Below are 18,786 nucleotides of genomic sequence, written 5' to 3' on the forward strand. Positions count from 1 at the left end.
TGAAGAAGCCCTTGGGTATGTGCTAAATCTCTTTACAGAAATAGTTCCCAACCAAGGGCTTCTTTTCACTACAGGTTCCATCGTTAATCCCAAGGTAAGAGGAGTGAGAAAATGAGTCAGGTTACACACGGAACTAGTTACCCGAGTAATAAAAAAAGTTTTTCCAATAAATTGCGAAAAAATTACATTGGTTGGTTATTCATCTTATTATCTGTCCTCGGAATCAGTTTATTTTATTTCTATCCGATGGTTCAGGCATTCATTCTTTCACTGAAATCTGGAATGGGGGCAAACCTTGAGTTCGTTGGATTTGAAAACTATGCTAGACTCTTTAATGATCCAACATTTATCTCAGCTTTAACGAATACATTCATTTATTTGCTTGTCCAAGTCCCTGCAATGATTATTTTGGCACTAATTTTTTCTGTGCTATTAAATGATTCGACTTTAAAGTTTAGAGGTTTTTTTCGTACAGCTATCTTCTTACCATGTGTTACCTCTCTTGTTGCATATGCGGTAATTTTTAAATATTTATTTGCTGTTGATGGTTTAGTTAATAAATTTTTGATGGATCTTTCCCTTATTTCAGAGCCATTGGATTGGTTAGCAGATCCTTTCCTAGCCAAAATAACGATTATTATTGCGATTACATGGAGATGGACTGGTTATAATATGATTTTCTACTTATCTGCCCTTCAAAATGTAGATAAATCAATGTATGAAGCAGCTAGAATTGATGGTGCTTCTAGTATTCAACAATTCTTCTATATCACCATCCCGATGTTAAAGCCGATTATTCTCTTTACATCCATCGTCTCTACAATCGGTACGTTACAATTATTTGATGAGGTCATGAATATTACAAATGGTGGACCAGGGAATGCAACACTATCGATTTCTATGTACATTTATAACCTTTCCTTTGAATATACACCTGATTTCGGTTATGCAGCTACTGTGTCTTATGTCATCGTAATCTTAGTTGTGATCTTATCCTTCATTCAATTTAAAGTGGCAGGTGATCGAAAATGAAGAAAGTAAAACGAATATTCACCTATTTATTTCTTAGCATCGCATCGATTATCTCCATCTTCCCTTTTTTATGGATGCTTGTAAGTATGACGAATAAATCGGTCGATGTTACCCAAGGTAAGTTGTTACCTGGTACCCATTTTATAGAAAATGTTAAAGGACTATTCAACACAGTCGATATTGGAACAGCGCTAATTAACTCAACTATTATAGCTGTTATCACTACGTTCTTGACACTATTAATTGGTTCACTTGCTGGCTATGGTTTTGAGATTTATCGCTCACGTGGGAAGGACATGGTATTTAATATTTTACTATTATCCATGATGATTCCATTTGCAGCAATTATGATCCCGCTCTATCGTTTCTTTGGTGGTGTATCAGCAAATGTTCCTTTTCTAGGTATTGATACATTAGCTGCTGCGATCTTACCGACAGTTATTACTGCGTTTTTTATTTTCTTCTTTCGTCAAAACACAAAAATGTTTGCGAAGGAATTAGTGGAAGCAGGACGGATTGATGGTCTCAGTGAGTTGGGAATCTTCTTCCGAATTTATTTACCAACAATGAAAACGACTTATGCCGCAGCTGCGATCATTGCCTTTATGAACAGCTGGAATAATTATCTATGGCCATTGGTTGTATTACAATCACCCGAAAACCAGACCATTCCATTATTAATTTCAAATCTTGGTGCAGGTTATTCACCTGATTATGGCTTAATTATGACAGCAATTGTTATTGCGACATTACCGACAGCCATCGTCTTCTTTGTGATGCAAAGACACTTTGTTGCTGGTATGATGGGTTCGGTAAAAGGATAAAGCGAGACTTCCTAAAAGCATAAGTTCCAAAGATAAAATAACTTCACAAACCAATAATCTTTCGGTATAATAGTGGAAAGTTATTGTAAACGGTTCGAACGTTTAAAAGGAGGATTATCGTGGGTCTTACATTAGTTATAGGTGTATGTATCACCTTCTTTGTCGCGATCTTTGCATCAGGCTATGAAGCAAAATAAATAACCATTAGAAAACGGGCTCTGGGAGAGCCCGTTTTTTAGTTGGAGAGAAAGTAGCTTTTCCCCACTTTTGCTATTTCTACTTCTCCTTTATAATTTTGTTTCGCTTCCGCAACTAACTGATTCAGTTCACCAAAATGTGGAAGGTGTGTTAGGATTAATTTTTTTACCTTTGCTTCCTTTGCAAGTAGGCCTGCCTGTCTACCACTCATATGACCGGGAATTTGACCTTCAAAAGACTTGTAAAGATTCGATTCACTAATTAATAAATCGACCATAGAAGAAAAGGAACCAAGCTCTACAAACCATTCTGTATCTGCAGTGAATACGACTGATTGACCCTCTACAGTTAGCTTTATCGCTAAGCAATATGCTGGATGGGTAGTTTTGATCGTATGGATCACAAATGGTCCTATTGCGTATTCCTTATTTTCTTCTAATACCTTTCCCTTTGTATGTTTATTAAATGTAAGCTTTTGAAAAAAATCCTTCTCATGATTGGGGGCATAAATAGGCAATGTTTTTACATCATTGTTCAATTGACTTTGTATCAACTTACTATACTGTAATGGACCAATATCGGCCACATGATCATGATGAAAATGTGTTAGAATGACAGCGTCAAGCTCGTCTATAGAAATATAGTTTTGCAGAGAGGATAACACTCCACTACCACAATCCAATAAGAGATGAAATCCTTTATCTTCAATTAAGAACGAAGAGGTTGCACTATTTGCTTTTGGATAACCTCCCCATATACCTAAAGGAATGATTTTCATTTTTAACACCTCCTATTTTCTCATCAATAGCCGTTATAGGTTATATCCTAATTAGAAGTCTCCCTTGTCCGCCTCGCCCGCATTTTTGCTCGCTGCTTCACGGTCTTGTGCCATTTCTTCGACAGTTTTGACCTTTCGTCTTGCTGCTCCTCGATAATCTTTTGTCGGTACTAAAGGACCTTCTGCTAATCTTATTTCTGCTTTCGTAATGGCATCACGGTATTGTGGTAACCACTTCGCTTGCGATACAAGCATTTCGTCAACCATTTGCCAAATTTCCTTTGGATTACAAACAGCCCCAACTAATGGATCCATCATCATTGCTTGTCGCAATAAATAATCATCACCATGAATAGCTGCTTCTACAGCTAATCTTTGAACAGAAATGCTCACATTACAAACTGCTGCTGGGCCTAATGGTAAGTCGCCAACAACGGGCATGCTTATACCATTTCGGTCTACAAACCCGGGCGCCTCAATGATCGCATCTTCAGGAAGATTGCCGATAACACCATTATTCACCACATTAAAATGGCCTCTATATGTACGTCCAGTCTCTAATCCTTCTAAAATATAAGAACCGTGCTCCTCTCCCCTATTTTCATGCTTAAATTCAAATGCCGGCTCTTTTAACCAATTAGGAAAATCTGTCTCGAACCAATTACGTCCTTCTGTACATACCCTTAAATATCCACCAGTTTCCCCGTTGATCCATGTTCCTAAATCAATCCAGTCATTAATTTCTTCTGGACGCTTTCTATACCATGGTAAATATTCACTTAAGTGGCCATTGGATTCAGTACTAAAATAACCAAATCTTCTTAACATATCAATTCTTACTTTCTCTGTTTTGCTATATTCTGAATGGTTTTCAAATGCTTCTAATAGTTCAGCTGTTTTATCCTCACCAGCTACTTTCACTTGAATATACCATGTTTGATGGTTAATACCAGCACAGATGATATCTACTTCTTCTCTTTTCTTTCCTAACACCTCGGCAATTTGCTTATGCCCATTTTGCACACCATGACAAAGCCCAATTGTACGAACCCCACCATATTGATTACATGCCCATGTTAACATAGCCATTGGATTTGCATAGTTTAATAAGAGTACCTCAGCATCTGCTACATCACGAATATCTTTACAGATCTCTAACATTTCTGCTATTCCACGTTGCCCATACATAATTCCACCAGCACTTAGTGTATCACCTACACATTGGTCTACTCCATACTTTAATGGAATTTCAATATCAGCTTTAAAAGCTTCCAATCCACCTATTCGTACAACATTAAATATATATTTTGCATTCTTTAAAGCTTCCCTGCGATTAGTTGTTGCTTTAATTTGAATATCTAAGCCATTTTCATCAATATCTCGCTGACAAAGCTGTGTAACCATTTCTAAATTTTTTTGATTAATATCAGTAAAGGTAACCTCAATCTTCTGGAATTCTGGTACGGATAATATATCTCGTAACAGTCCTCTCGTAAACCCAATACTACCTGCACCGATAAAAGCAATTTTAAATGTCATTACCATTTCCTCCTTGATAAAATCGTTTAAAAATAGCTTATCACGATTTGATTGAAAGCGATTTAAAAATAATCGCTTATCAGAAGAAAAATGTATAAAATCCTAGCATTTATATATCCCTAAAATGTCTACGATAATTAGATGGGCTTAATCCGGTACTTCTACGAAAGACACTACTAAAGTATTGACTTGTATTAATTCCTACATATGAAGAGATTTCCGTTACAGCAATATCTGTTTTCTCTAATAACATTTTGGCTTTTTCTATTCTAACCCTTGAGATATATTCGTGTAATGTCATACCTGTAGACTGTTTAAAAATTCGGTGTAAGTAGCTCGGATGGATATGAGCCACGTTCGCTAATTGCTCCACGGTTATGTCATGATCATAATTTTCGTGAATATATGTAATAACCTTCTTTACATAGTTCTCGTTCCTACCATTTTCTTCATGATTTTGTTCCCTACGCTGTCTAGCAATAATTAATAGTAACTGCAAAAGGAGGTTATCAATCATCATAGAGTTTTCGTTTGATTGATTATCTAGCTCAAATACTAAATTTCTTAACGTATAATATATATGATCAGCATCTCTTAATATAAAAAAAGGTTCCTCAGATAAAATTGCAGATGGAAATGAGTCATCTAGCTTCGCTAATTTTTCCAGTGAAATGAGTCTTTGCTCGCCACTTCTCCACTCAAACTCCAAATTTAACATTCGACAAGGTCTGTTCTTCTCAACAACAAGGCGATGCGGAATATGGCTTTGAATAATTATATATTGTCCCTTTCGCATACCAATACATTCATTATTTATCTCAACCCTACAGCTTCCACTAATTACATACATAATCTCTGTAGCTTCGTGGTGATGAAAAGGCATCTCAAATTCCTTCCATTCCTTAAAATAATAAGCTACAGCTTGAGGAAAAACATTTAAATCCAACATAGAACACCTTCTTCTTATCTTCCTATATACATCATAAACGATGAAGCAAGTGCTTGCACAAAAATTGTAGAAATATGCTATACTACAAAATAGATTTGATTTATGCTAGGTCATGGAGGAAGCAAAATGTCAGATATAACTTATAAAAATAAAATTAATCGAATACGTACCTTTGCATTGAGTCTCATTTTTATCGGTTTTGGAATTATGTACATTGGTTTACTTGTCAAAAAAGTAGAATGGCTTATGCTTATTTTTATTATTCTTGGTATGATTGCAATCGTATTTAGTACAGTTGTTTACTTTTGGATTGGGCTATTGTCCACAAGAGCAGTTCCAATAATTTGTCCAACCTGTGAAAAACCGACAAAAATGCTAGGTCGTGTGGATGCTTGTATGCATTGTAAGCAGCCTTTAACATTAGATAAGAGTTTAGAAGGTAAAGAATTTGATGAAAGCTACAACTCCAAGAGAAGTTAGAATGATACTTCCATTGGTGAAGGTTTTCCTTGTTGAAATACTAAGTCTAAAGAAAAACACACGAGCAATAACTCGTGTGTTTTGATATTAAACAATTTGTTTTTTATCTTTTTTACACTCTTGACATACTCCATATACTTCCATTCGGTGGTGGCTAACATCAAATCCTGTAATTTGTTCTGCCAATGATTCCACTTCATCCAAGCTAGGATAGTGAAAATCAACTATTTTTCCACAGCTTTCACATATAATATGATAATGCTTAGAAGTATTACAATCAAAGCGACTAGAAGAATCTCCATAGGTTAGCTCTCGCACAAGACCAATTTCTCGAAAAACTCGTAAATTATTATATACGGTAGCTACACTCATATTTGGAAACTTACCTTCTAAAGCCTTATAAATATCATCAGCAGTAGGATGAATTTCTGCATTTAATAAAAATTCCAACACCGCATGACGCTGTGGTGTGATACGAACTCCAGATGACTTTAGCTTTTCAACAGCCTCTTGTAACATATGTTCCGACACCCGCCATGCACCTCGCTTTCTCCTACAATTATTTTTAATCATTAATAACTAGTTTACAATATAAACTGTATTAACACAATTATTAAATTATAATCCTTATAATTAGTGTAAACCCTTCAAGTCTTTTCTGTCAATAAAAGTATACGAATTATTGCTGATTTTATGCTTTAATCACTTTTATATTGGAAAATTCGATTTGCTCCATTGTTTCTTGTTAGAAAAACTTGCTTTCGCTCGTCCTTTAGCGAATGCTCAGTTTTGCTTATACTTTGCACCATAAAATTTCAGCTACGTTGAACTTCTGCTGTGTAGAACTCTTATGCTTTCTTAACGCATTAGAAAAACTCGCATTCGCTCGTCCTTTGGCGAATGCCTAGTTTTGCTTATACTTGGTACCTTAACATTTCAGCTACGTCGAAACGCCACTGTGTAGAAATTTTATACTTTCCTAACGTACAAAAAAATACAGGAATCGATCTATGCTTTCGATTCCTGTTTCCTTCATTGAGGTTTTTCATAAGCTATGGCTCGAAGGGATTAGCTTAATTCTTCACGAATATAGCTTAATGCCTTTTCAACATGTCCCTTTACTTGTACATTACGAAACTCTTTTTGAAGAATTCCTTGTTTGTCTATAATAAAGGTGGAACGAACAATTCCCATATACTCTTTACCGAATTTATTCTTTAATTGCCAAACATTAAATTGCTCCGCAACCTTCTTGTCTTCGTCAACGAGTAGTTCAAACGGCAAACTATGCTTATCAATAAATTTTTTATGACTTTCTTCGGAATCTGGACTCACTCCTAAAATAACGGCATCAAGATCCTGGAAGCTCTCATAATTATCGCGAAAGTCACACGCTTCCGTTGTACAGCCTGGTGTATCATCCTTTGGATAGAAATAAAGAACAACATGTTTCCCTTTATAATCAGATAGCTTAACTGTTTCACCTTTGTTATTCATTAGTTCAAAGTCTTGTACTTCTTGTCCAACTTCTACTGTCACTTCAAATCCCTCCAATGAAATTTACTCCTTCTAGCGTACTGGAATTAGAAGAAAGACTCAACTAAAAACTACTTGTGACGTCTATCATTTCCTTGCCAAATCTTAATAAAAAACGCGGGCGGTAAAATGTAACCAATCAATGCCTCCAGTAAAGCAAGTAGTCTCCCCCAGCCGATTGGCGTAATATCTCCATAACCGACTGTCATTAAAGTAACTCCACTGAAATAAAAGGAATGTGCTAATGTTTCAAACGGTGATAACCTCTTAAGCTCACCATCTTCTAATAAGAGTACTCCGTGGAAGGACAAAACGAAATACAAGCATGCAAAGGATGTTAGAACAGTAAAGTACACTACGAGTAAAGTATAAAAAATTTCGTATGAAAAATAACTTCTTTGATGAACCTTTCCAAAAATAAATGCGTATAAGCTCCCACATAATAATACCCCAATGATCAAAACAGAAATGATTGCTATCATTCTAGACCAATCTCCACTCTATTTATATTTTCACAGCTAACTCTAAACTAATAGAACTACAGAGGTAACCATTATTGGAATAACCTGTCCCTTGATGGCAGTCTCACTTTATTTATTCCTACTTTTAGTTTACGATGGACAAGTAGAGGTGATGACAATTGATCAAAATTTATATAGTAGAAGATGATCCAAAAATTCGAGATATTCTTGCTGATTTTTTATCTAAATATGATTATGAAATAAAAACGGTGGACGACTTCGATCTTATTCAAGAGGAATTTTTACAGTGGGAACCTCATCTAGTTCTATTAGATATAAACCTACCACGATTCGACGGTTTTTACTGGTGTCGTAAAATTCGTGCACGTAGTAATTGTCCAATCATCTTTATATCAGCAAGGGATAGCGGGATGGATCAAGTAATGGCTATTGAAAATGGCGCAGACGATTACATTACAAAACCGTTTCAACTGGAAGTTGTATTAGCGAAAATTAAAAGTATTTTAAGACGTGTATATGGAGAGTATCGCACGGAAAAATCGACTCAAGTAATCGATTTTGAAGGTCTTACATTAGATACAACGACGTTTATTCTTTCCTTTCAAGACAAAGAAGTACTATTAACAAAAAAGGAATGCCTCCTAGCTCAAGCATTTTTAACACATCCAGATCAAATTATCTCTAGGGAATTTTTACTGGAAAGGCTTTGGGACGATCAAGATTTTGTTGATGACAATACATTAAGTGTCAATATCACTCGTATCAGAAAAAAATTATCTGAGCTTGGGATTGATCAAGCCATTTCTACCATACGAGGTGCGGGTTACAAACTTGAAAAAACATGGGTGAACAATAAATGAAAGCATATGTACAGGATCAACTCATATCCATTCTTTTCTTTTATTCGCAAGTTGGTATTCTTTTAATCATCGCAAGACTGGCAAGCTCTGTTAGTGCTGAAGCGATTAGTACTGCAAATCTGATGTATATGCTCCTTGTTGCTACCAGTTTTTTAGTTATCTATCATATCTTTCGTTATATGAAGTATCGAGAAATATATCAATTTACCGCAAAGGAAACGAACGAGGCTGCATGGCTTCCAGATGCTCCAGATCAATTAACGAGACAATTAAAGGAGCATTACGAGAAACAGTATCACGCTTATAAGCAACAGTTAGAAAAGCTACATGCGGAGAAGAAACAGGAAAATATGTTTATGCAGCAATGGGTTCATCAAATGAAAACACCATTATCCGTAATAAGTTTAACCATCGAAAATGAGCAAATAAATCTCCCCCATGCATTCAAGCAGGATATGGAAGAAGAACTAGATCGGATGAAGAATGGGTTACAGCTTGCTTTATACCAATCTAGATTACAACAGTTCGAACGAGATTTCCATGTGGAAAAGATTGATCTGAATCAACTAGTCAGAACAGTCATTCAAGAGTATAAATCCAGCTTTATACGCCATCATGTATATCCAAAAATAGAGATACCATCTAATACGTATATTTATTCTGATCAAAAATGGCTAGGTTTCGTCCTTGGACAAATTACAAGTAATGCCATTAAATACGCAAGTGGAACAAAGACTAACATAACCTTTTCTACTGACAATCAATATGGTTATTATACTTTATCCATAATAGATCAAGGTATTGGTATTCCTAAACAAGACATTAAACAGGTATTTCATCCTTTTTTCACTGGAGAAAATGGCCGAAATTATCAAGAGTCCACTGGGATGGGACTCTATTTAACGAAACAAATTTGTGATGAATTACATCATCAGGTTTCCATTGATTCTGAGGTTAAGAAGGGCACTAAGATCTCCATTTCCTTTAACGCTTCATAGAAATCTTACAATAATGTAAGGTTTCTTTTTACTTTTGAAAGGATTATGAATAGGTTATCTCGACATATTGCATTTATAATAAAATTACTACAGCGGGAAAGGTTGGATTACTATGCCATTATTAGAAGCAAAAAATATCTCAAAAATATACGGAAACAATCGTGGCATTGAACATAGGGCCATCGATAATATCTCATTTGAAATTGAAAAAGGAGAATTTGTTGGGGTAATGGGTCCATCAGGTAGCGGAAAAACAACCTTATTAAATGTTCTCTCTACTATTGATCGATTATCTGCAGGTACTATCGAAATTAATAACGAGAATGTTACAAAACTCTCCAAAACAAAGCTCGCAAAATTCAGAAGAAAGCAAATGGGATTTATATTTCAAGACTTCAATTTATTAGAAACCTTAACCATAGAAGAGAATATAATGCTACCACTCACTCTTGACGGGTGTAAGGTAAATGAAATGGAGAAAAAACTTAGTAAAGTTGCCAAACAGCTAGGGATTGATACGATTTTAAAAAATAGAATCTTTGAAGTATCTGGCGGCCAGATGCAACGTGCTGCTATTGCCCGGGCAATTATTCATCAACCCGCCATTATATTTGCAGATGAACCTACAGGAAACTTAGATTCTAAAGCATCAAAGCAAGTAATGGAGGCCCTTTCCACTCTAAATGAAAAGCAGGAGGCAACAACCCTAATGGTAACACATGACCCTTTTGCTGCAAGTTTCTGTGAAAGGATACTATTCATTAAGGATGGAAGAATTTTTAACCAGCTCTATAAAGGGGAAAATCGTCAAACCTTTTTCCAGGAAATATTAAATGTTCAATCAATGCTTGGAGGTGATACAGATGACCTTCAGACAATTCGCATTTAATAATGTAAAGCGCAATGCACGTCAATATATGAGCTACTTCTTTAGCTGTATGTTCTCTGTTGCCGTGTTCTTTATCTATGCTGTTATTATGTTTCATCCTGAAATTGATGGACATGAATTTCGGGAAGGCGTCCAAAGAGGGATTATGGCAGCAGAGATCATCATATTTGGTTTTTCTTTTCTGTTCGTTATGTATTCGACTGGTGCCTTCATTAAATCAAGGAAAAAAGAGTATGGTTTGTTAATGACATTAGGAATTAGTAAGTCAAAATTAAACCGGATGCTCATACTAGAAAATACGATCATTGGTGTTGTTTCTATACTTGCAGGAATTCTAGTTGGCATGCTATTTGCAAATTTATTTATTATGGGTTTTTCCAAGATACTAGAACTAGAAGGAACATTAGGTTTTCATATAGCACCAAAGGCTATCATTATCACTGTCATAAGTTATTTCTTGATGTTTGAATTCAATTCTATTTTTGTAGTTTGGACATTGAAGACAAATGCAGTAGTAGACCTATTACGAGGAGTGAAAGCGAACAAACGCCCTCCTAAGTTCTCCTGGGTATTAAGTATCTTAGGATTAGCTCTAGTTATAGTAGCATATTATTTAGCTGCCACCTCTACCCTTATCACGATCGTTTATCGAATGTTTTACATCTTATTATTAATCATCCCTGGAACATATTTGTTGTTTACTCAATTTTCGGTTGCATTCATTTATTTATTGAAAAGAAGGAGAAATCTTTACTTTCATAAAACAAATTTGCTAACAATATCTGACTTAAGCTATAAATTAAAGGATCATGCAAGATTATTATTTTTTGTAACCATTTTAAGTGCTGTAGCATTCACTGCCTCTGGGGTATTATTTGGTGCTTTTAAAAGTGCAGAAGCAGAAGCGAACGCTTATTACCCGCAAGATGTTTCATTTTTAGCCAAAGGTGAAGATAATATTGCCATGATGGATAAAGAAATGGATACTGTCTTACAAAAATTTGAACAAGCTAACATCAACTATCAATCCATCACGGTAAATCGAACTCAGGCACAGGTCGAGAATCTAGGGGAAATGAACTGGGCTGATCTAATTTCTTTTTCCGATTATCAGCAAATAGCAGATCTAAATCAATATTCAAGTAAACAGAGTATAAAGGAAGATCAGATGTATATTATGCTTCCTAATATCGTTTTACCTGGAGAAGCTGATTTTCCTGAGGAATTAACCGTTAGCTCAAATAATTTTCAAGCTGTGCTTAATGTTGATACTATCACTTCAGTCATTAATACAACGATACACACTCGTTATACAATCGTCGTACCTGATCAAATTTTTGATGAATTCGCCAATGTTGCTGATCCAAATGAACAATATCGTTACACAGCAATGAATGTTCCTAATTGGACCAATCAAGCAGATCAAATAGTAGAGATTATGAAACATGTAAATAATGACATAGTAGAAATAGATGCAAGTGCTGATTTCTATGTAATGATGAAAAAAACTCTTGCACACACCTTATTCTTTGGGCTATTCATTAGTGTACTATTTTTCTTAGCAGCGGGGTCCATTCTCTATTTCAAATTATATCAGGATTTAGACAAAGACATTAGCAAATATAAAGCATTGTACCGAATTGGTTTAACGAGAAAAGAAATGAAGGCAAGTATTACTCAAGAGATTGCCTACTTGTTTTTTATCCCTTTTACAGTTGCAGTGATTCACGCAGGATTTGCTTTTAAGGCATTACAAAATATGTTAAGTGCTTCTGTATTATGGCCTAGTGTCATGTTAATAAGTTGTTATTTAGCTATTTATGCGGTTTACTTCTTTTTTATTAGAGGTTTATATATTTCCAAAATTAAACATGTCCTGTAACAGATTATTTTTCCCTTCATGGTAGTTAGTGCTATAATTAATCATGCATTTTCTTTCATGGAGGGATTTATTATGCAGTTTACTAATTCAGAAGCTTTACATAAAGAAGCACAGAAACATATAGTAGGTGGAGTAAATTCACCATCTCGAGCATATAAAGGAGTTGGTGGAGGATCTCCCGTATATATGGAGCGTGCAAAGGGGGCTTATTTTTGGGATGTTGACGGTAATCAATACATTGATTATCTCGGCGCATATGGGCCTATTATTACTGGTCATGCCCATCCACATATTACGAATGCTATTCAAAAGGCAGCAGAAAATGGCGTGCTATTTGGTACCCCTACAAAATTGGAAAACATTTTTGCTCAAAAACTAAAAGCTGCTATTCCTTCAATGGATAAGGTTCGCTTTGTCAATTCAGGAACAGAGGCTGTGATGACAACAATTCGAGTTGCAAGAGCTTATACAAATCGTGAAAAAATAATTAAATTTGCTGGCTGTTACCATGGACATTTTGATGCGGTACTTGTCCAAGCGGGTTCAGGTCCATCTACATTAGGAAACCCCGATTCAGCTGGAGTAACAGAAGCAACCGCAAAGGAAGTCATTACTGTTCCTTTTAATGATATGGAAGCTTTTCAAGAAGCTCTCCATCATTGGGGCGACCAAGTAGCTGCTGTTTTAGTTGAGCCAATTGTCGGTAATTTCGGCATTGTGGAACCCCACCCTGGTTTTTTAGAAAAAGTAAATCAGCTCGCGCACCAAAATGGTTCTCTTGTTATCTATGATGAAGTAATAACGGCCTTCCGTTTTACATATGGTTCTGCGCAAAAATTAGTAGGAGTCGAACCAGACATGACAGCACTGGGAAAAATAATAGGTGGTGGATTACCAATTGGTGCATATGGTGGAAAAAAAGAAATAATGGAACAGGTGGCACCATTAGGACCAGCCTATCAAGCTGGAACAATGGCAGGTAATCCTGCATCCATATCAGCTGGAATTGCTTGTTTAGAGGTTTTAAGTGAAAAAGGGTTATATGATCGCCTTGATTACTTAGGAGCGATACTCGAAGACGGAATGAACAAAGCTGCTCAAAAATATGGCATTGATATTACAGTAAATCGATTAAAAGGTGCACTAACCCTTTATTTCGGAAAGGAAAAAGTGACCAATTATGCTCAGGCAGAGGCAACGGATGGAGAGAAATTCGGTCAATTTTTTAAATTAATGCTAGAACAAGGTATTAACTTGGCTCCATCAAAATACGAAGCGTGGTTTTTAACGATTGCCCACACAGAAGCTGATATATTAGAAACCATTCGTTGTATTGACACAGCATTTCAGAAGATGAGTTAAAGGAAACCCGGAGTTTTAGTCCGGATTTCCTTTGTTAAAGAGATGGTTGCACTTTTTGACTTGGTTTGATTAAAAACAAAGTAATAAGAAAGGCTACGATGCTTAGTGCTGCTAAAAACCAATATAAAACCGACAAGTTATTCTCCATAATAATGGCAATGATAGGTGGACCTGCCGCTACACCTAAAAAACGCATACTGCTATATAATGAGGTAATCGTCCCCCTAACATCTTTTTCTACTCCTTCTGTAATAAGGGCATCTAGACAAGGTAATGACACACCAATACCAACACCTGCTATTGTTAATAAGAAAAGAACACTAACAATACTTGCATCACTCTTCACAAAAAATAAGGCACAAGCAGCAATAATATTACCGATTGCGATTAACCATTTCATCATTATTTTGTTTTTCCCTATTTTTTTTCCGGCACCATAAGAGGCAAGACAAAGAAACAAAAGCGGAATGGCAAGATAAAGCCCCTTTCTCACACCATCTATTAAGTATCTGTCCTCAAGTAATGTTGACAAATGAAACAAAAACCCAAATAAAACGAACATATTGATACTCCCAATAATAAATGTTGTCATAAGCCATTTGCCGTTATAATGAAAGACTTTTTTTAGAGATCCTAAAAACTCAGAAAATGTTTGATTTGATTCTTGTTCTTTTTTCGGTGTTTTCACCATAAATAGTACTAATATAATGGAGATTGCCGAAAATATCGGAATAAAAATAAAAGGTAAATACCAGATCGCTATAGCTAAAGCGGCACCTATAATGGGACTTAAAACCTTTCCAAACGTATTCGATGTCTCAATTAAGCCAAGTCCAGTACTGACCTCTTCTTCATCCTTGAATAAATCACCAACTGTTGGGATAACTACTGGGAACGCACCTGATGCCCCCACCCCCTGTAAAAAACGCCCAACTAATATAAGAAAATAGGGCTCATCCATACTCCATGCTGCAAACGCAGCAATCAATCCGCCAATTCCTGTCAATAATAAGCTAGGAATGATTACTTTCTTCCTGCCTATTTTGTCGGATAAGTAGCCAGCTAAAGGAATTAATATAATTGCTACAACGGAATAGACAGTAATGATTAAACTGGATTGAAAGGATGTAATGTTTATTTCTTTCTCGATTATGGGTAATACAGGTATTAACATAGAATTTCCTAATGTCATCATTAGTGGAATGGATGCTAGAGCGAATAAATCCTTTTTTTTGCCTTCCATCATGCTACTCCTTCTCATGTATACTTTATAGTTGACCTTCTTCCTATTCTTCTCTGATTTAAAATTTTCATACCCTTTCTATGCTCTGAAGTTTTTTCATTCCATTATCGGTGGTATACTTGTGAAAAAAGTGCAGTATATCTACAAAAGAGGTTGTGGGTACGTCTTTTGCAACTAATTTTAAAACGAACTAAAAGTTGGGAGGAACATTTATATGAAGCTCGGGGCACGGATGTTAAAAACAGGTATTGCTGTAGCTGTAGCTTTATATGTTGCCAATCTAATCGGAATTCCATCACCAACTTATGTTGGAATTGCAGCAGCATTTGCGATCCAACCAAACATTTACCGCTCCTTCCAGACGATGTTTGAACAAATTTATGCAAATTTAATTGGAGTCAGTATTGCAGCAATTGTTGTTTTTACGATAGGGAATGATCCTATTGTTATTGGATTTACAACTATTATCGTTATTGGAATATGTCTATATCTAAAAATGAATGAAAACACAATCGCACTTGCTATTATTGCCATACTTGCGATTATGGAAACGACTGAAATGTTGCTCCTACATTTCGCAGGATTGCGATTTTTTTCGTTAAGCTTAGGAATTGTTTCAGCATTTATCGTAAATATGGTTTTTTTACCACCTAATTATGAGCAAAAATTATTTAAACATATTAATCGAGTAACAACGGAGATTTTACAATGGCTTCGTATTTCGACAAGACACCTTTCTGATGAGCCAGCATTGAAGGTGGAAGTAGAAAAGCTACAAAGGGAAATCAAGCTTATTGACAATACTTATTTATTGTTTAGCGAGGAGAGAATTTACCGTAAAAAAAACCGAATCCCTAAAATGCGCAGACTAGCGGTTTTTAAGCAAATGATTATCACATCCAAAAAATCTCTCGAAACATTAGAAACGTTTCACCAATATGACAACAAGATTGAAACAATACCAAAGGAATTCCAAGGTGTACTTGTGAAGGAATTAGATAAAATTATTTATTCTCATGAGAGATTATTATTAAGTGCTATGGGAAGAATTAGAAGAAACCAAACAAAATTGGTGGAGGAGATTACAACACCAAACATTCCTCACGTTGTAGATCAATTGTTTCAACTTTATGAAAAGGATGAAGAAGATCCATTGTCCCTACTCCCATTAGCCGCTCGTTTAATGGAATATCATAAAGAAATTCTTCATCTGCAAACATTGCTTTACAGCTACCAAAAGTTTCATCAAGGTATGGTAATCGAAATAGAGGAAAAGAAAAAACGAATATTACCTTAAATTAAAAGCCCCTACTAGACCTGTATAGTAAGGGCTTCATTTGGTTCAATTATTTTGTTTATCTAATTCCTGGATTTGATAGAGGTTATAATAGCTTCCTCGCTTTTGCATTAATTTCTGGTGATTTCCTTCCTCTTTAATAAGACCATTTTCAATTAAAATAATACGATCAGCATGAGTAATGGTTGACAATCGGTGTGCTACTATAAACGTTGTGCGATCAGAGGCTAGTTTCTCTAATGCTCCCTGTATTAAGCTTTCGCTCTCCAAATCTAATGCAGAAGTTGCTTCATCTAATATCAATAATGGTGGATTCTTCAAGAAAATACGTGCAATAGCGACTCGTTGCTTTTGCCCTCCTGACAATTTCACTCCACGCTCGCCAACTAGAGTATCATACCCATTTGATAATTCACTAATAAATGTATGTGCATTTGCCGCTTTAGCAGCTTCTATTACTTCTTCGTCTGTGGCATCAGGGTTTCCCATGCGAATATTCGCAGCAATTGATTCACTGAAGAGAATATTATCCTGTAACACCATACCAATCTTGTCTCTCAATGAACGAACCTTAACGTCACGAATATCCGTTCCATCGAGTAAAATCTGACCACTCGTTACATCATAAAATCTAGGTATCAGGCTAATAATGGTAGATTTTCCACCACCACTCATCCCTACTAATGCAATGGTTTCCCCTTTTTTCGCTTTTAAGGAAATATCCTGTAATACCAGTTCCTCTTCCTCGTCATAGCGAAAAGAAACATGATCAAATTCAATTTCGCCTTCTACTTCTTCTAAATTTTGTGCATTTGGTGAATCTTTAATATCGTATTTTTCGTCAATAAATTCAAAGACCCGATCCATAGAAGCAATGGATTGCACTAGTACTGTTGATGAACTAATCAGGCGTCGTAAAGGGTTGTATACAAGATCCATATAGCCTACGAAAGCAGCAATTGTTCCAACCGTTAATCCAGAAGTTATAGCAAAATATCCGGCAAAGCCAATTACTAATAATGGAGCAAGATCCGTGATCGTATTCATCACCGAAAATGTCTTCGCATTCCACGCCGTATGATCAATCGCTCTATCTAAGAAATTTTTATTCTGTTTATCGAATTGCCCCTGTTCATATTCCTCTAATGCAAAGCTTCTTGTAACAGGAATCCCTTGAACGCGTTCATGTAGATGTCCCTGTACTTGCGCCAATGCTTGTGACCTTTTTCTTGTTAATTCTCGAAGCTTTCCATAAAATATTTTTACTGATATTCCGTATAAAGGAAATAATGCAATGGCCACAATCGTTAACCAAACATCAAGATAAAGCATAATTCCGATCGCAATTAAGATGGTAACCATGTCCAGCCAAACATTCATAAGTCCTGTCATTACGAAATTTTTCGTTTGTTCCACATCATGAACAACACGTGAAATGATTTCACCGGTTTTCGTCCTTGCGTAAAACTGCATACTTAAGCGTTGGATATGATCAAATAATCTCTCACGGATATCGTATAGGATTTTATTTCCAGTCCATTGGGCCAAATATTGGCGGTAATATTCAACTGGTGGACGTAGCACAACAAAAACAAATCCAGCTACACCCATGAGCCAAGCTAATTCTGTTAATTTTTCATTGGAGCTCATTGTTTCAGAACCGATAATGTTGTCAATGACATATTTAACGATTAATGGAATTAATAAAGGGATCCCAAATTTAATGATCCCGATAAATATCGTTAATAAAATTTTCCATTTGTATGGTACAACATATTTTATATATCTTCTAATACTATCCAAATGATATTCACCTTTCTCTATGTTAGTGTAAGTTTTAAGATCGATAGGTCAAAAAAAGCTCATACCACTGATCTACAAACTCAGGTGAAAATGGTCCTTTCCTCTGTCTAATCCAATGTAATAAGTGCTCTACATTATTTTTTAATATTTTGTCTAATACTTTGGGATAATTCATCTGTTCCTTGTGCAGCTCATATTCATCCTCATCCAAAAGGGTATAAGTCATATCTGGAAATACTTTAACATCCAAATCATAATCGATATATTTAACAGCGCCATCCTCAAAAACAAACGGTGAACTAATATTACAATAGTAATGAATGCCATCATTACGTAACATTCCGATTATATTAAACCAATATTTCACATGAAAGAAACATATTGCTGGTTCTCTTGTAATCCATGTTCTACCATCACTTTCTGTCACAAGGGTTTTATCATTTGCCCCAATTACGCGATTGTTCGTTCCCTTCAATATGGTCGTTGTATCCCAGATACGATGGAGCTGACCATTATGTTTATAGCTCTGTATTTGAATGTTTCTACCTGGTTCAAGGCCATCCATACGTATCTTCCTTCCTATAATATTTTTATTTTTATTTACATCTTAAGATGCGTCTTTTAGGTCATCCTT

General features: G+C 35.6%; 18 protein-coding genes. 9 read left to right on the forward strand and 9 right to left on the reverse strand.

Annotated elements, in window-relative coordinates; all coding sequences use genetic code 11:
- Positions 1-111: 111 nt before the first annotated feature.
- Together ACZ5R4_RS07615 and ACZ5R4_RS07620 are read left to right on the forward strand one after the other, a co-directional pair.
- A complete protein-coding gene (locus tag ACZ5R4_RS07615; protein WP_109985556.1) occupies positions 112-1,032 on the forward strand; it encodes a carbohydrate ABC transporter permease in 921 nt (306 codons plus the stop codon).
- Positions 1,029-1,856: a carbohydrate ABC transporter permease gene (locus ACZ5R4_RS07620; protein WP_277678151.1), complete on the forward strand. Its 828-nt coding sequence runs from the start codon at positions 1,029-1,031 to the stop codon at positions 1,854-1,856. Before ACZ5R4_RS07615 ends, ACZ5R4_RS07620 begins: the two co-directional genes overlap by 4 nt.
- Positions 1,857-2,091: 235 nt before the next feature.
- Here ACZ5R4_RS07620 and ACZ5R4_RS07625 read toward each other — a convergent pair whose 3' ends face one another.
- From ACZ5R4_RS07625 to ACZ5R4_RS07635, 3 genes are all read right to left on the reverse strand, one after another.
- Positions 2,092-2,832: an MBL fold metallo-hydrolase gene (locus ACZ5R4_RS07625; protein ID WP_109985558.1), complete on the reverse strand. Its 741-nt coding sequence runs from the start codon at positions 2,830-2,832 to the stop codon at positions 2,092-2,094.
- Between the two features lie 51 nt (positions 2,833-2,883).
- Positions 2,884-4,371, reverse strand: coding sequence for an alpha-glucosidase/alpha-galactosidase (melA, locus tag ACZ5R4_RS07630; protein WP_277678152.1), 1,488 nt, complete (start codon positions 4,369-4,371; stop codon positions 2,884-2,886).
- Positions 4,372-4,480: 109 nt separating this feature from the next.
- Positions 4,481-5,320 (reverse strand): AraC family transcriptional regulator, encoded by an 840-nt coding sequence (locus ACZ5R4_RS07635; RefSeq protein ID WP_054861473.1) that lies wholly within the window; start codon positions 5,318-5,320, stop codon positions 4,481-4,483.
- 126 nt (positions 5,321-5,446) lie between these two features.
- Between ACZ5R4_RS07635 and ACZ5R4_RS07640 the strand changes: the two genes are divergently transcribed.
- Positions 5,447-5,800: a DUF2614 family zinc ribbon-containing protein gene (locus ACZ5R4_RS07640; RefSeq protein ID WP_054861472.1), complete on the forward strand. Its 354-nt coding sequence runs from the start codon at positions 5,447-5,449 to the stop codon at positions 5,798-5,800.
- A gap of 87 nt (positions 5,801-5,887) precedes the next feature.
- Here the strand turns inward: ACZ5R4_RS07640 and perR are convergent, their stop codons facing one another.
- The 3 genes from perR to ACZ5R4_RS07655 all read right to left on the reverse strand — a co-directional run bounded on the left by perR (position 5,888) and on the right by ACZ5R4_RS07655 (position 7,818).
- Positions 5,888-6,319, reverse strand: coding sequence for a peroxide-responsive transcriptional repressor PerR (gene perR, locus ACZ5R4_RS07645; protein WP_425454603.1), 432 nt, complete (start codon positions 6,317-6,319; stop codon positions 5,888-5,890).
- A 549-nt stretch (positions 6,320-6,868) separates the two neighbouring features.
- The gene (gene bcp / locus ACZ5R4_RS07650) at positions 6,869-7,339 is read right to left on the reverse strand and encodes a thioredoxin-dependent thiol peroxidase (protein WP_054861482.1); all 471 of its coding nucleotides are present in this window, start codon (positions 7,337-7,339) and stop codon (positions 6,869-6,871) included.
- 68 nt (positions 7,340-7,407) lie between these two features.
- The gene (locus ACZ5R4_RS07655) at positions 7,408-7,818 is read right to left on the reverse strand and encodes an ion channel (RefSeq protein ID WP_277678154.1); all 411 of its coding nucleotides are present in this window, start codon (positions 7,816-7,818) and stop codon (positions 7,408-7,410) included.
- A gap of 158 nt (positions 7,819-7,976) precedes the next feature.
- On the opposite strand from ACZ5R4_RS07655, the gene ACZ5R4_RS07660 reads away from it, so the two are divergent.
- The 5 genes from ACZ5R4_RS07660 to ACZ5R4_RS07680 all read left to right on the forward strand — a co-directional run bounded on the left by ACZ5R4_RS07660 (position 7,977) and on the right by ACZ5R4_RS07680 (position 13,809).
- Positions 7,977-8,678 (forward strand): response regulator transcription factor, encoded by a 702-nt coding sequence (locus ACZ5R4_RS07660; protein ID WP_054861470.1) that lies wholly within the window; start codon positions 7,977-7,979, stop codon positions 8,676-8,678.
- The gene (locus ACZ5R4_RS07665) at positions 8,675-9,676 is read left to right on the forward strand and encodes a sensor histidine kinase (RefSeq protein WP_054861469.1); all 1,002 of its coding nucleotides are present in this window, start codon (positions 8,675-8,677) and stop codon (positions 9,674-9,676) included. The genes ACZ5R4_RS07660 and ACZ5R4_RS07665 overlap by 4 nt, the downstream gene beginning before the upstream one ends.
- Before the next feature lie 112 nt (positions 9,677-9,788).
- Positions 9,789-10,565 carry an ABC transporter ATP-binding protein gene (locus tag ACZ5R4_RS07670; protein ID WP_109985562.1) on the forward strand — a complete coding sequence of 259 codons (777 nt, stop codon included), beginning with the start codon at positions 9,789-9,791 and terminating at the stop codon, positions 10,563-10,565.
- The gene (locus ACZ5R4_RS07675) at positions 10,540-12,447 is read left to right on the forward strand and encodes an FtsX-like permease family protein (protein WP_054861468.1); all 1,908 of its coding nucleotides are present in this window, start codon (positions 10,540-10,542) and stop codon (positions 12,445-12,447) included. Before ACZ5R4_RS07670 ends, ACZ5R4_RS07675 begins: the two co-directional genes overlap by 26 nt.
- Before the next feature lie 72 nt (positions 12,448-12,519).
- Positions 12,520-13,809: a glutamate-1-semialdehyde 2,1-aminomutase gene (locus ACZ5R4_RS07680; RefSeq protein ID WP_109985563.1), complete on the forward strand. Its 1,290-nt coding sequence runs from the start codon at positions 12,520-12,522 to the stop codon at positions 13,807-13,809.
- Between the two features lie 34 nt (positions 13,810-13,843).
- Here the strand turns inward: ACZ5R4_RS07680 and ACZ5R4_RS07685 are convergent, their stop codons facing one another.
- On the reverse strand, positions 13,844-15,052 hold the full coding sequence (locus tag ACZ5R4_RS07685) for an MFS transporter (RefSeq protein WP_109985564.1): 1,209 nt from the start codon (positions 15,050-15,052) through the stop codon (positions 13,844-13,846).
- Between the two features lie 214 nt (positions 15,053-15,266).
- Here ACZ5R4_RS07685 and ACZ5R4_RS07690 point away from each other — a divergent pair, with 214 nt between their 5' ends.
- On the forward strand, positions 15,267-16,349 hold the full coding sequence (locus ACZ5R4_RS07690; RefSeq protein ID WP_109985565.1) for an FUSC family protein: 1,083 nt from the start codon (positions 15,267-15,269) through the stop codon (positions 16,347-16,349).
- Positions 16,350-16,394: 45 nt separating this feature from the next.
- On the opposite strand, the gene ACZ5R4_RS07695 is transcribed toward ACZ5R4_RS07690, so the two are convergent.
- Together ACZ5R4_RS07695 and ntdP are read right to left on the reverse strand one after the other, a co-directional pair.
- Positions 16,395-18,152 carry an ABC transporter ATP-binding protein gene (locus ACZ5R4_RS07695; protein WP_464368286.1) on the reverse strand — a complete coding sequence of 586 codons (1,758 nt, stop codon included), beginning with the start codon at positions 18,150-18,152 and terminating at the stop codon, positions 16,395-16,397.
- 34 nt (positions 18,153-18,186) lie between these two features.
- The gene (gene ntdP, locus ACZ5R4_RS07700) at positions 18,187-18,717 is read right to left on the reverse strand and encodes a nucleoside tri-diphosphate phosphatase (RefSeq protein ID WP_109985567.1); all 531 of its coding nucleotides are present in this window, start codon (positions 18,715-18,717) and stop codon (positions 18,187-18,189) included.
- Between the last annotated feature and the right edge of the window lie 69 nt (positions 18,718-18,786).

The organism is Gracilibacillus sp. JCM 18860, from assembly GCF_055395245.1.

Excerpts from the sequence above, each read along its gene's own strand:
- ACZ5R4_RS07615 (WP_109985556.1), top strand. The coding sequence starts at position 112 with ATGAGTCAGGTTACACACGGAACTAGTTACCCGAGTAATAAAAAAAGT.
- ACZ5R4_RS07620 (WP_277678151.1), top strand. The coding sequence starts at position 1,029 with ATGAAGAAAGTAAAACGAATATTCACCTATTTATTTCTTAGCATCGCA.
- ACZ5R4_RS07625 (WP_109985558.1), bottom strand. The coding sequence starts at position 2,832 with ATGAAAATCATTCCTTTAGGTATATGGGGAGGTTATCCAAAAGCAAAT.
- melA (WP_277678152.1), bottom strand. The coding sequence starts at position 4,371 with ATGACATTTAAAATTGCTTTTATCGGTGCAGGTAGTATTGGGTTTACG.
- ACZ5R4_RS07635 (WP_054861473.1), bottom strand. The coding sequence starts at position 5,320 with ATGTTGGATTTAAATGTTTTTCCTCAAGCTGTAGCTTATTATTTTAAG.
- ACZ5R4_RS07640 (WP_054861472.1), top strand. The coding sequence starts at position 5,447 with ATGTCAGATATAACTTATAAAAATAAAATTAATCGAATACGTACCTTT.
- perR (WP_425454603.1), bottom strand. The coding sequence starts at position 6,319 with ATGTTACAAGAGGCTGTTGAAAAGCTAAAGTCATCTGGAGTTCGTATC.
- ACZ5R4_RS07655 (WP_277678154.1), bottom strand. The coding sequence starts at position 7,818 with ATGATAGCAATCATTTCTGTTTTGATCATTGGGGTATTATTATGTGGG.
- ACZ5R4_RS07665 (WP_054861469.1), top strand. The coding sequence starts at position 8,675 with ATGAAAGCATATGTACAGGATCAACTCATATCCATTCTTTTCTTTTAT.
- ACZ5R4_RS07670 (WP_109985562.1), top strand. The coding sequence starts at position 9,789 with ATGCCATTATTAGAAGCAAAAAATATCTCAAAAATATACGGAAACAAT.
- ACZ5R4_RS07675 (WP_054861468.1), top strand. The coding sequence starts at position 10,540 with ATGACCTTCAGACAATTCGCATTTAATAATGTAAAGCGCAATGCACGT.
- ACZ5R4_RS07680 (WP_109985563.1), top strand. The coding sequence starts at position 12,520 with ATGCAGTTTACTAATTCAGAAGCTTTACATAAAGAAGCACAGAAACAT.
- ACZ5R4_RS07685 (WP_109985564.1), bottom strand. The coding sequence starts at position 15,052 with ATGGAAGGCAAAAAAAAGGATTTATTCGCTCTAGCATCCATTCCACTA.
- ACZ5R4_RS07690 (WP_109985565.1), top strand. The coding sequence starts at position 15,267 with ATGAAGCTCGGGGCACGGATGTTAAAAACAGGTATTGCTGTAGCTGTA.
- ntdP (WP_109985567.1), bottom strand. The coding sequence starts at position 18,717 with ATGGATGGCCTTGAACCAGGTAGAAACATTCAAATACAGAGCTATAAA.